The sequence below is a fragment of the Arthrobacter sp. Soil_N43 genome (assembly GCF_057655195.1).
This window is the reverse complement of record NZ_JBDGML010000082.1, coordinates 1-12,073: the sequence shown is the minus strand read 5'-3', so window position 1 is coordinate 12,073 and position 12,073 is coordinate 1. Positions and strand designations below refer to the sequence as shown.

The window sequence follows — 12,073 nt, the reverse complement described above, 5'->3', positions numbered from 1 at the left end:
CAGCCGGGCCACGGCCGCGGGCGGGATCTGCTTGCCGGCAGCTCCCGTGTCCCCGGGCACGGCCTGGGGTGGTGAATCGAGCGAAGTCACTAATTGCTCCATTGCGTCGCGTTGTGAGTCCACTCTAAATCCCCATCACTTATGTCAACAAAGCCGGTGCCTGTGCGCTGGATCCGCGGCTAGCGCGCCATCGCCTGGCGCAGGACGCGCTCGAGCCTGGCCTCGTCAATCTTCCAGAAGTCGCGCTGGATCCCGTCCACCAGCACCACCGGGATCTCTTCGGCGTAGCGGTTCCGGAGGGCTTCATCGCTGTCCACCGACTGTTCCGTCCACCCAAGGCCCAGCGCGGAAGCAACCCGCCCGACGGCGTCGCGCGCGGCGGCGCACAGGTGACAGTCAGCTTTGGTGAGGAGAACGACGTCGGGATTTGCCATGGCTCAACCGTAACGCCGTTCCCGCCGGGGAGCGATGCCGGCGGTAGCGAGCGCCGGCGAACGCGCCCGTCCGGCGTACGCGGATGATGGGCCCGCCCGCGTTGACTAGACTCAGTGGCATGCCCGAGGAGAAGTACGTCGCTGTGGCCACGCAGCCGGTTGCAACGCAGCAACAAGGCGAGGCCGCTTTCTTCGACGTCGACAACACCCTCATGAAGGGCGCCAGCCTTTTCCACGTGGCCCGCAAGATGCATCAGCGGGGGGCCTTTACGCTCACCCAGGCCGCGGGCATGGCGTGGAAGCAGTTCAAGTTCGTGCTCCGTGGCGAAAACATGGACGACGTCCACGCGGTGCGGGACTCCGCACTGACCCTCGCCTCCGGCATCACCGTCGAAGACATCAAGGCGCTCGGCGAAGAGGTCTACGACGAGATGATCGCTTCCCGGATCTGGCCCGGCACCAAGGCACTGGCCCAGCAGCACCTGCGCGTGGGGCGGCAGGTCTGGCTCGTGACGGCCACACCGATCGAGGTGGCCACGGTCATCTCCACCCGGCTGGGCCTGACGGGGGCGCTGGGCACGGTAGGCGAGATCAGTGAGGGCCTGTACACCGGGCGGCTGGTCGGAGACATCCTGCACGGCCCGGCCAAGGCGGTGGCCGTCCAGGGCATCGCCGACGCCGAGGGCCTGGACCTCAAGCGCTGCTGGGCCTACAGCGACTCCTACAACGACATCCCGCTGCTGACGCTCGTGGGACACCCGGTCGCCATCAACCCGGACGCCCGGCTGCGCAAGCACGCCCGGGAGCACAACTGGCCGGTCTACGACTTCCGCTCCGGCCGGCGCGCCGCCACCCTCGGGCTCAAGGCCGCAACCGCCGGAGGGGCCGTCTACGGCCTCTGGAGGGGCTACTCCCGCTTCCGCGGCCCGCGGATCTGACGCACTTCGTTCCCCGCGACGCGCAAATTTCCCGAGGACACCGGAATTCCCGCGTCGCCAGCCCATTTGCGCGTCGGGACGCACTTTCCGCGTCGGCCGAACGCAAGCCAAACGCCGCGGGCGGCCAGGACGCAAAAATGCCCGCACCCTCGAAAGGGAGCGGGCATTGACGCGCAGAAAGTATCTCTACTTCTTATTGCGGCGCTGGTGGCGCGTTTTGCGAAGCAACTTGCGGTGCTTCTTCTTGGCCATACGCTTGCGACGCTTCTTAATAACTGAACCCACGAAAGTTCCTTACAAACTAGATGCAGTACCTGTCTGATGGAGAAGGTCCGTGGACTAAGCAACAGACTGAACAACTGACAGATTCTTACAATGACGTAAAACGTTCCTTAACAGCGTACCGCCTATCCGGGCGCCTCCTGACCGCCGGCGTCCCCATGACCTGCAGCCGCCCCCAAGGAAGCTGCAGCCGTCATGGAAACCCGAGCGGTCAGTTGAGCGCCAAGAATCACGCGGTATCCGACTGTCCGTCGACAACAGCGCCCTTCAGGTACTGTTCGACGGCGGTTTCCGGAACCCGGTACGACCGGCCGAACCGGACGGCGGGCATATCTCCGGAATGAACCAGCCGGTACACGGTCATTTTGGAGACGCGCATGACCTCAGCCACTTCGGCCACGGTCAAGAACTTGGCGTTCGAGAAGTTCGACTCTGCGGACATTTCCCATATTCCTTTGCTCTCAGCAACTGTGCGGCATCCATTTTGTGAGCGGTGCGCCGATGCTGAGCCATCGAACAACCGTGTTCTAGTTACTCTAGATGCTCACGTGGCCATTGTGAAAGCCCGGCGTTTCCGCGACGACGCCGCCAGCTGGTGCAGCACCGAGGCCGTCACGTCCCACTCCATGCACGCGTCGGTGACACTCTGGCCGTAGACGAGATCGTCGTTTCCGGCGGCGTGTTCGGCCACGTCCAGGTTCTGGGCACCGCCCACGAGGAAGCTCTCCAGCATGACCCCGGCCACGGCGTTTGCGGCGGCACCTGCATCCTCCAGTTGGGCACCGATTTCGAGGGCAACCTCAGCCTGGCGGTGGTGGCTCTTGCCGCTGTTGGCGTGGCTGGCGTCCACGATGAGCCGCGGGTTGAGGTTCTTCGCGGCGAGCCTGGATGACGCAGCTTCGACGTCGGCGGCGGAGTAGTTGGGGCCCTTCCGGCCGCCGCGCAGAATGACGTGCGTGTCCGGGTTGCCGGCGGTGGAGACAAGCGCCGCCCTGCCGTCGTCGTCGATCCCCAGGAAAGCCTGGGCTGCCGCGGCGGCGCTGCAGGCGTCGACCGCTACCTGGAGGTCGCCGTCGGTCCCGTTCTTGAAGCCGATGGGCATGGAGAGCCCGGAGGCGAGCTGGCGGTGGATCTGGCTTTCGGTGGTGCGCGCACCGATGGCGCCCCAGGACACGACGTCGGCCATGTACTGCGGGCTGATCGGCTCAAGGAATTCGGTGGCGGCGGGCAGTCCGAGGGCGGTGACCTGCTGCAGGAAGCGGCGCGCCTCGCGCAGGCCCGTGGCGATGTCGTGGGTTCCGTCGAGCCGCGGGTCGTTGATCAGGCCCTTCCAGCCGACCGTGGTGCGCGGCTTTTCGAAGTATGCGCGCATGACGATCAGCAGGTCTTCCTTGTGCTTCTCGGCCTGGCTGACGAGGCGGCGGGCGTATTCGAGTCCGGCCTTGGGATCGTGGATGGAGCACGGTCCGACGATCACCAGCAGGCGGTCGTCCACGCCGTCCATGATGGCCCGGACTTCGTCCCGGCCGCGCTCGACAACCTCTGCCATCCTGGCGTCCAGCGGCAGTTCGGCGATCATTTCCTGGGGAGTGGGCAGTGCGGTGATCCCGCTGACGCGCAGATTCGAGGTGGACTGCTTCGAGGCGGTGTGCGTCGCGCCGGTGATGCTCGATGCCGGCTGCTGGGTTTCGGTGGCTGCTGCGGTGCTCATGTGGGTCCTGTTCCGGGTACGGAGCGGGCCCAGATCAGAACCCGCCGGAGAAATGGCGAAGGGCAGAGAATGATCTCTGCCCTGTTGGCTCTGAAGGTAGTTGGATGCGTGTCAGTTAGACGCGGGCCCCTCCAGAGCCAACGAAAAATACGCATACCAACGGTTAGTCATAGCCACACCATAACCGCGGCCCGCACGCCACCACAAATCGGCGGGAGCGCGAACGTGCACTTGTGGCCCCTGGGAAGCGTTTCCCAAGGGCCACAAATGTACGTTCGCGCTGGTCTGGCGCCGGGGTTACGCCGTGGTTTGCTCCACCGGCTGCTTGGCAGGCCCGCCGTAACGTTCCTGCTCGATCTGCTCCAGACTCTTGCCCCGGGTGTCCGGCGCCCAGATGATCCCGATGAGCATGGCGGCCACCAAAGCCCCGATCATGATGAGGCCCACAAAGGGCACACCGCGCTCGGCAAGCAGCGTCGGGAACCAGTAGCTCAACAGGCCCACAACGATGCGGGCGACGAAAAAGAGCACACCCTGCGCACTGGCCCGGTAGCGCGTCGCGAACATTTCAGCTGCCCATAAGGCGTAGAAGGCCTGGGCGCCGATGCCGGCCGAGATGCCCCAGAGTGCCGCGAAGAGGATCAGTACCGGCATCGTGACGTGAACGAAGACCAGCAGGACCCAGGCGGCAATGCCCAGCACGGCGCCGATCCCGTACAACAGGCGGCGGTCAATGCGGTCGCCGTACTTCATGAAGCCGAAATACGTGGCCAGGACGGTAAGCGTCCAAAGCAGCACCTGCAGCAGATTCTGCTCGGCGGACGATTCAACCCCGGACGACTCGTAGACCCGCGGCATGAAGATGCCCATCTGCCCGGCAACGAGGTTCCAGAGGGCGTAGACGCCCACGAGGAAAAGGAGGGCCTTCAGGTTGGTGGCGTTGGTCAGCATCTCACGGTAGTTGCGGCGCTTGACGCCGGATGCCTCCTCCAGCAGACGCGCTTCGTTCGACTTCTTCCAGGTGTGGGACTCGGAAAGCCGGCGCCGGATCCACCAGGTAATGAAAGCAATGACGAACAGGTGCGCGAAGACCAGGCGGCTACCCAGCAACCCGAGCGGAACGACGACGGTGGCAAGGAGGAAGACCAAGGCCGGAGCGAGCGACCACGCAAACTGGGCGGTGCCCACGTGCCGTGCCCGCTGTTCAGCAGGTGCCTCTTCCGCGATGTAGGTCCAGGCGACGGGCACGCCGGCTCCCACCGCGATCCCGGTGAGGATCACGCCAACGATGAGCATCCAGGGGGCCACGGCAAAGATCACCAGGGCTGTGCCGATCATGTACAGGATGAGGTCGTAGGTGTAGATGAATTTGCGGCCGTAGCGGTCGCCCAATGGTCCGCCGATCATCGCGCCAACGGCGGCACCGAAGGCGTTGGCGCTGAGGGCGGCAATAAGCCCAACAACCAGGTTGCTGAAGCCGAAGTACTCCTGCCACAGCGTCAGGCTCGTCGCCAGGGCGATGATGGATCCGGCTTCGATGTAGTTGGACATGGACACGGCGACAGTGGCCTTCCAGCCGCCGATCTCTGGGGTGTTGGTCATTCTGAATCTTTCTCTGGCGACGCCGTCGGCGCCGGGCAGGACCCTCTGGCCTGCCCCTTTTTGATACGTTTCAGGTACTTCGCAAGGTGTCTAATTCGTGGCGGTGTTTGCGATCAGGTCGAGGGGTGCGTAGCGGCGCAAGCTCGTTCCTGCACCGACGATCGAGCGAAGTTGCGGCAAACCGCCGGTGGCCACGCCTGCTGCGCGGGCCTGGACCAGCACGTTACCGAGAGCCGTTGCCTCAACCGGGCCGGCGATGACGGGTTTGCCAATGGCCTGTGCCGTGAGCTGGCACAGCAGCGCGTTCTGCGAGCCGCCGCCGACGATGTGCACCACGTCCACGGCGACGCCGGCGAGTCGTTCGGCGTCGGCGAGGGTGCGGGCGTAGCCAGCGGCGAGGCTGTCCAGAATGCATCGGACGATGGCCGCCGGCTGGTCCGGCAGGACCGCTCCTGTGTTGCGGACTGCTGCCCGGATGCGTTCGGGCATGTTGTCGGGCGCGATGAAGTACGGGTCGTCGGGGTCGATGCGCGGCCCGCCGGGCGGGAGCGCCGCCGCCGCGTCGAGGAGCTCGCCGATCGCGGGCCGGTAGCCGCCCCCGGCCCAGGTGCGCTGGCATTCGCTGAGCAGCCAGAGGCCGCCGACGTTGCGCAGGTACCGGGTGGTGCCGTCCACGCCGCGCTCATTGGTGAAGTTCGCCGCGCGGCTCGCTTCGGTGAGCACCGGGTGGTGCAGTTCCAGCCCCACGAGCGACCAGGTTCCGGAGGAGATATAGGCGAAGTTCTCCGTGTCCGCGGGGACAGCGGCGACGGCGGAGGCGGTGTCGTGCGAGCCAACGGCCACTACCTTCGTTGCGGCGGGCAGACCCGTGCGTTCCGCAATGCCGGGCAACAGGGCGCCGACCGTTTCGCCCGGCCGGATCAACGGCGGGAACAGGTTCTTGGGCAGGGCCAGGGGCCCGAACAGCTCGGTGGCCCACTCCCCCGCGACGGCGTCGAACAGCCCCGTGGTGGAGGCGTTGGTGGCCTCCGTCCGGCGCTCCCCGGTGAGCAGGAATGCGATCAGGTCCGGGATGAGCAGGGCCTGCAGCCCGTCCAGGTGTGGCTCGGTGGCGAGCTGGTAGATGGTGTTGAACTGCAGGAACTGCAGCCCGGTGACCGCATAAAGCCGCGCCGGGTCCAGTTTTTCGTGGACCCGGGCGACGGCGGCGCGGCTGCGTTCGTCGCGGTAGCTGTACGGCTGGGCGCTGAGCTCGCCCGCGGCGTTGACCAGCCCGTAGTCCACAGCCCAGGTGTCGATCCCGATGCTGGTGATGGGCTCACCGCGCTCCGCAGCGACGCGTCCGGCCGCCGCGAGCCCGGTGAGCACCTCGGCGAACAGGGTGTCGAAGTCCCAGCGGAGGTCCCCGTCGAGCTCTACTACCCCGTTGGGAAAGCGGTGCACCGTTTCCAGGGCCACGCCGCCGCCACCGGCACCACCGGTGATCCGTTCGCCGGCCATGCGTCCGAGGATGACCCGGCCCGAGGAGGCGCCGATGTCGACGGCGGCGAAAACACTGCCGGCGAACAGGCCGCCGTCGACATCTGGTTCAGGACGTGGTGCCTCTGCAGGCGTGTTCATCGGAGGAAAGCTGCCGCGACGCCGGCGTCCACGGGGATGTGCAGGCCGGTGGTGTGGGACAGTTCGGCGCTGGTGAGCACGGCGGTGGCGTTGGCCACGTTCTCCGGCAGGACTTCGCGCTTGAGCAGTGTGCGCTGGGCGTAGTACTTGCCCAGTTCCTGCTCGTCCACGCCGTAGACCGCGGCGCGTTTGGCGCCCCAGCCACCGGCGAAGATTCCGGAGCCGCGCACCACGCCGTCGGGGTTGATGCCGTTGACCCGGATCCCGTACTCGCCCAGTTCGGCCGCGAGGAGGCGGACCTGGTGGGCTTGGTCGGCCTTGGTGGCGGAGTAGGCGATGTTGTTCGGGCCGGCGAACACGGAGTTCTTGGAGGAGATGTAGATGATGTCACCGCCCATCTCCTGCTCGATCATGACCTTCGCGGCGGCCTTGGCCACCAGGAAGGAGCCCTTGGCCATGACGTTGTGCTGCAGGTCCCAGTCCTTCTCGGTGGTTTCGAGCAGCGGCTTGGAGATGGACAGCCCGGCGTTGTTGACCACCAGGTCGACGCCGCCGAACGCCAGCACGGCCTTTTGGATGGCCGCCTGGACCTGGGCTTCGTCGGTCACGTCGGCCTGCACGCCAATGGCCACGTCCGGTCCGCCGAGCTCCTCGGCGACCTTTTCCGCGTTCTCGAGGTTCAGGTCCGCGATCACCACACAGGCGCCTTCCGCAGCGAGGCGGGTGGCGATCGCCTTTCCGATCCCAGACGCCGCGCCGGTCACCAGCGCGATGCGGGTGGCGTGGGACTTGGGCTTGGGCATCCGGGCCAGCTTCGCTTCCTCCAACGCCCAGTACTCGATCCGGAACTTCTCGGCTTCCTCGATCGGGGCGTAGGTCGAGATCGCCTCGGCACCGCGCATCACGTTGATGGCGTTGATGTAGAACTCGCCGGCCACGCGGGCGGTTTGCTTGTCCTTGCCGTAGGAGAACATGCCCACGCCCGGGACCAGGACGATCGCCGGGTCCGCGCCGCGCAGCGCCGGGCTGGCCTCGGTGGTTGAGCTCGCCGAAACCGCGTGCCGGTCATAGTAGGCCTGGTAGTCCTGCCGGTATTCGGCGTGGAGTTCCTTCAGCCGGTCCACGGAGTCCTCGATGGAGGCGTCAGCGGGCAGGTCCAGGATCAGCGGCTTGACCTTGGTGCGCAGGAAGTGGTCCGGGCAGGACGTTCCGAGCGCACCGAGCCGCGGGTGCTCGGCGGCTTCGAGGAAGTCAAGAACGACGACGTCATCGCTGAAGTGCCCCAGCTGCGGTTTGTCCGTGGACGCCAGGCCCCGGATCACCGGTGCCAGCGCCGCAGCCTTCGCGCGGCGCTCCGCTTCGGGGAGCGGGGCGTAGCCGGGCAGCTTGGGACCGAAAGGCTCCGGGCGGCCGTTTTCGCGGATGTACTGCTCGGCCTGGTCGATGATCCAGAGTGAGTTGGCTTCGGCCTCCTCGCTGGTGGCGCCCCAGGCCGTGATGCCGTGCCCGCCCAGGACGGTGCCGACTGCCTGCGGGTTGGCGTCCTTGATCGCCGCGATGTCCAGGCCCAGCTGGAACCCGGGCCGGCGCCACGGCACCCAGAGGACCTTGTCACCGAAGATCTTCGCCGTCAGCGCCTCGCCGTCGGCGGCCGTGGCGATCGCGATGCCCGAGTCCGGGTGCAGGTGGTCCACATGCGCGGCGTCCACCAGGCCGTGCATGGCCGTGTCGATCGACGGCGCGGCGCCTCCCTTGCCGTGCAGGCAATAATCAAAGGCTGCGACCATCTCGTCCTCGCGCTCCACCCCGGGGTAGACGTTCTTCAGCGCCTGCAGACGGTCAAGGCGGAGCACCGCGAGGTTTTCCGCCCGCAAAGTACCCAGATCGCCGCCGGAACCCTTCACCCAAAGGAGCTGGACGTCGTCGCCCGTTACCGGGTCCTTCTCGGTGCCCTTCGCCGAGGTGTTGCCCCCGGCGAAGTTCGTGTTCCGCTTGTCCGCGCCCAGGCGGTTGGAGCGGGAAATGAGCTCTTCAACAGTCTTGTTAGTCATAGTAATTAGGCGCCCCATCCGGCTTGCTGGCCGCCCACGCGGTCCTCGTTGATCTGTTTCTGGTAGCCGCTGGCCCTGAAGGCGGCCAGCGGATCCGCGGGCAGGCCGCGGGATTCACGCCATTCGGCCAGCATCGGCCTGACATCGGTGTAGAACGCGTCGTTGAACACCGCATTCGCGGCCAGGACGTCACCGGCGCGCTGCGCCTCCGCCAAAGCAGCCGTATCAATCAGCAGGGCCCGGGCCGTCATTTCCTGGACGTTGAGCACCGATCTGATCTGGCCTGGGATCTTCTCCTCCAGGTTGTGGCACTGGTCCAGCATCAGCGCCACACCCGAATCCTTACCGAAGCCGCCGCCCCGGATCACCTCGTGCATGATGCGGAACAGCTGGAACGGGTCCGCCGCCCCGACAATCAGGTCATCATCGGCGTAGAAGCGCGAGTTGAAGTCAAACGAGCCGAGCTTGCCGAGGCGCAGCAGCTGCATGACGATGAATTCGATGTTGGTGCCCGGGGCGTGGTGGCCGGTGTCCAGGCAGACAAAGGCCTTCTCCCCCAGGGCCAGGGTCTGCGCGTAGGAGGTGCCCCAGTCCGGGACGTCCGTGTGGTAGAAAGCGGGTTCGAAGAACTTGTACTCGAGCACCAGGCGCTGGTCCTCGCCCAGCCGGGCATAGATTTCCTGCAGGGACTCGGCCAGCCGGTCCTGTCTGCCGCGCATGTCATCCTGGCCGGGGTAGTTCGTGCCATCCGCCAGCCAGATCTTCAGATCCCGGGACCCAGTGGCGTGCATGATGTCGATGCACTCGAAGTGATGATCAATCGCCCGGCGGCGGACCGCCTCGTTCGAGGAGGTCAGGGAGCCGAACTTGTACTCGTCGTCCTGGAAGGTGTTCGAGTTGATCGTGCCCAGCCCCACGCCCAGGCCCGCCGCGTACTCCTGCAGCCCCGCGTAGTCATCCACCTTGTCCCAGGGGATATGCAGCGCCACCGTGGGCGCCAGCCCCGTCAGCTCATGGACCTTGGCCGCGTCCGCGATCTTTTCCTGCACAGTCCGCGGCGTGCCGGGCGTGCCGAACACCTTGAACCGCGTGCCAGAATTTCCATAGGCCCACGAAGGGACCTCGATGGCAAGCTCCCCGAGCCTGCCCAGCGCCGTTGCTACGTCGTTCATGATGGTGTTCCGGTTTCTCTCACTGGTTTCACGGTTGGTATGTCGGTTTCTTGCGTGGCCGGCCGGTGTAAGCCCTCATCCGAGGCGGCGGCGAGCTGGTCCTCAAGGTTGAAAACCTCGGGCAGCACGGCGAAGCCCGAATCCGGCGGATGGTCCGTGTCGGCAAACAGGCTGCTCATCTCGGCCTGCCAGCGGGCGTTGACGTCAGTCAGTGCCATACGGGCCCGAACGCTGTCGAAGTCATCGCACTCCAGATATCCGATCAGCAGTCCATCGTCGGCTAGGAACAGCGAGTAGTTGTCCCAGCCCGCATCCTTGAGCGCCGTCAGCATCTCGGGCCAGACCTGCGCGTGCCGGCGGCGGTATTCATCAGCCACCGCGGGCTGCACTTGGGAGCGGAAACAGGCCCTCATCTAGAATCCCCTGGCTTTCTAATTTTTTGAATCGTTTCATTGTTACGATTCAAAGTACGCTTGGAGGAAGGCGGGTGTCAAGCATTCCCTGCCCCCGAGAGCTTGGAGGAGTATGTTGCGGTCAGCCAGCATCAAAGATGTCGCCAACCACGCCCGCGTGGCAGTGGGCACGGTATCGAATGTCCTGAACAATCCGGACCGGGTTTCGCCGCGCACCAAGGACCGCGTCCTGCAGGCCATCGAGGAACTCGGTTTCGTGCGCAACGACGCCGCCCGGCAACTCCGCGCCGGCCACAGCCGGACCATCGGCCTCATCGTGCTCGACGTCGGCAACCCGTTCTTCACGTCCGTGGCCCGGGCCGCCGAGGATGCGGCGGCGCTCCACGGCAGTGCCGTCCTGCTCGGCGACAGCGGCCACGACGCCAGCAGGGAGTCAGGCTACATCGACCTTTTCCAGGAGCAGCGCGTCCAGGGCCTCCTGATCTCGCCCGTCGGCGACGTCGCGGAACGCATCGACCAACTCCGGGATCGCGGCGTGCCCACCGTCCTGGTGGACTGGCTCGCGGACGACGCCAGCTACAGTTCCGTCTCTGTCGACGACGTCGAAGGCGGCTACCTCGCTGCCCGGCACCTGCTGGACATCGGCCGCCGTCGGCTCGCCTTCGTGACAGGGCCGACGTCGGTCCGACAGTTCTCGGACCGCCTCGAGGGGGCGCGGCGCGCCGTCGCAGACGTTCCGGAGGCGTCTCTGGAAGTCATGGAGTCGGACGGGCAGACGGTCCTCGCGGGCCGCGCGATGGGCGACCAGCTGGTGGGCCGCAGCGCAGACAAAATTCCCGACGGCATCTTCTGTGCCAACGACCTCCTGGCGCTGGGCGTCATGCAGTCCCTTGCCATGACCCACACGTTCCGCATCCCGGAGGACGTCGCCCTGATCGGCTACGACGACATTGACTTTGCCGTGTCAGCCGTCGTGCCGCTGTCCTCCATCCGCCAGCCCACGGAGGCCATTGGCAGGACGGCAATCGAGCTCCTCGCCGAGGAACTCGATGAAGCGCACCCGCGGCACCGCGCCGTCGTCTTCACGCCCGAACTCGTGGTGCGGCAGAGCACGGCCGGAGCCGCGGTCTGAGCCGTGGCCTAAGCCGTGGCCTTAGACGCGGGCGCGCACCTAGGGCGTCCGCTACCGGGAGGTCTGTGGCGGACGCCCGGTCTCGAATTGAAACGTTACACAAGGCCTCCCAAAAGAGTAAAGTGCTTTGCCATGAAGACAATGACGTCCCGCCTCACGGCCCCCTCTTAGGCTGTGCCACCTGAAACCGCAGCAGTGATTCCTTCAGGGTGGCCCTCGTAGGCGTCCACGGCTTCGGCGCCCACCACCTGGGCACGCCGCTTCCACAGGGGCACGCCTCATCATGTTCCACCAGTTCCCATTCGCCGCGAATGAGCCGCTCTGCGCGGGACACCCCTCACCTATCCAATGAGTTCTTCCCTTTAATGTCAGACCCCTCTGACAGAGTTTTCCTATGGAAGCCATGGGGGAAGACGCAGCGGTTCGCACCGCAGGCCAGGCGGTAACGCCGGGCGTCAGTGCGGCTGCCCTGCTGGGGAGCCGCCGGCTCCGCAGCGTTCCCCTTGCGGCTTCTGGTGGCCTTCGCTCGGCGTCCGACGGCGGTGGTTCCGTTAATCTGCGGCAGGCTCTGGCGGTGTTGGAATCGGCGGTGGAGTCCGCGCCCGGGGAGCTGGCACTGGCTGGGTTCCGGGAGGCTGCGGACTTCGCCGAGGTGGCCGAGGAGATTTCGCGCCGGGCCGAGCACCTGCAGTTACTCTCCGCCGCCGCGGTCGACCGG

11 protein-coding genes and 2 pseudogenes are annotated in these 12,073 nt (G+C 66.2%); 3 read left to right on the top strand and 10 right to left on the bottom strand.

Translation table 11 applies throughout. From position 1 onward, the window contains the following. Both AC3A3W_RS09435 and AC3A3W_RS09430 read right to left on the bottom strand, forming a co-directional pair. A pseudogene (locus AC3A3W_RS09435) lies at nt 1-90 on the bottom strand (redox-sensing transcriptional repressor Rex); the annotation flags it as partial. 89 nt (nt 91-179) lie between these two features. Then, the gene (locus tag AC3A3W_RS09430) at nt 180-434 is read right to left on the bottom strand and encodes a glutaredoxin family protein (RefSeq protein ID WP_487442214.1); all 255 of its coding nucleotides are present in this window, start codon (nt 432-434) and stop codon (nt 180-182) included. Nucleotides 435-553: 119 nt separating this feature from the next. On the opposite strand from AC3A3W_RS09430, the gene AC3A3W_RS09425 reads away from it, so the two are divergent. Continuing rightward, nucleotides 554-1,372, top strand: coding sequence for an HAD family hydrolase (locus AC3A3W_RS09425; protein WP_487442213.1), 819 nt, complete (start codon nt 554-556; stop codon nt 1,370-1,372). Between the two features lie 186 nt (nt 1,373-1,558). Here the strand turns inward: AC3A3W_RS09425 and AC3A3W_RS09420 are convergent, their stop codons facing one another. From AC3A3W_RS09420 to AC3A3W_RS09385, 8 genes are all read right to left on the bottom strand, one after another. After that, the gene (locus AC3A3W_RS09420; RefSeq protein WP_003792170.1) at nt 1,559-1,657 is read right to left on the bottom strand and encodes a 30S ribosomal protein bS22; all 99 of its coding nucleotides are present in this window, start codon (nt 1,655-1,657) and stop codon (nt 1,559-1,561) included. A gap of 226 nt (nt 1,658-1,883) precedes the next feature. Continuing rightward, nucleotides 1,884-2,096 (bottom strand): helix-turn-helix domain-containing protein, encoded by a 213-nt coding sequence (locus AC3A3W_RS09415; RefSeq protein ID WP_205651337.1) that lies wholly within the window; start codon nt 2,094-2,096, stop codon nt 1,884-1,886. A gap of 102 nt (nt 2,097-2,198) precedes the next feature. Next, complete coding sequence (locus tag AC3A3W_RS09410; protein WP_487442211.1) at nt 2,199-3,365, bottom strand: 3-deoxy-7-phosphoheptulonate synthase; 1,167 nt, start codon at nt 3,363-3,365, stop codon at nt 2,199-2,201. A gap of 297 nt (nt 3,366-3,662) precedes the next feature. Next, nucleotides 3,663-4,967, bottom strand: a complete 1,305-nt coding sequence (locus AC3A3W_RS09405; RefSeq protein WP_487442209.1) for an MFS transporter — start codon at nt 4,965-4,967, stop codon at nt 3,663-3,665. Between the two features lie 90 nt (nt 4,968-5,057). Then, nucleotides 5,058-6,587 (bottom strand): rhamnulokinase, encoded by a 1,530-nt coding sequence (locus AC3A3W_RS09400; RefSeq protein ID WP_487442207.1) that lies wholly within the window; start codon nt 6,585-6,587, stop codon nt 5,058-5,060. Beyond that, nucleotides 6,584-8,638: a bifunctional aldolase/short-chain dehydrogenase gene (locus tag AC3A3W_RS09395; RefSeq protein ID WP_487442206.1), complete on the bottom strand. Its 2,055-nt coding sequence runs from the start codon at nt 8,636-8,638 to the stop codon at nt 6,584-6,586. The genes AC3A3W_RS09400 and AC3A3W_RS09395 overlap by 4 nt, the downstream gene beginning before the upstream one ends. A 5-nt stretch (nt 8,639-8,643) precedes the next feature. Further along, nucleotides 8,644-9,810, bottom strand: coding sequence for an L-rhamnose isomerase (gene rhaI / locus AC3A3W_RS09390; RefSeq protein ID WP_487442204.1), 1,167 nt, complete (start codon nt 9,808-9,810; stop codon nt 8,644-8,646). Then, nucleotides 9,807-10,223 carry an L-rhamnose mutarotase gene (locus AC3A3W_RS09385; RefSeq protein WP_487442202.1) on the bottom strand — a complete coding sequence of 139 codons (417 nt, stop codon included), beginning with the start codon at nt 10,221-10,223 and terminating at the stop codon, nt 9,807-9,809. The genes rhaI and AC3A3W_RS09385 overlap by 4 nt, the downstream gene beginning before the upstream one ends. Before the next feature lie 112 nt (nt 10,224-10,335). Between AC3A3W_RS09385 and AC3A3W_RS09380 the strand changes: the two genes are divergently transcribed. Both AC3A3W_RS09380 and AC3A3W_RS09375 read left to right on the top strand, forming a co-directional pair. Further along, nucleotides 10,336-11,355: a LacI family DNA-binding transcriptional regulator gene (locus AC3A3W_RS09380; protein WP_487442200.1), complete on the top strand. Its 1,020-nt coding sequence runs from the start codon at nt 10,336-10,338 to the stop codon at nt 11,353-11,355. 394 nt (nt 11,356-11,749) lie between these two features. Beyond that, nucleotides 11,750-12,073, top strand: a pseudogene (locus AC3A3W_RS09375) (HNH endonuclease signature motif containing protein); the annotation flags it as partial.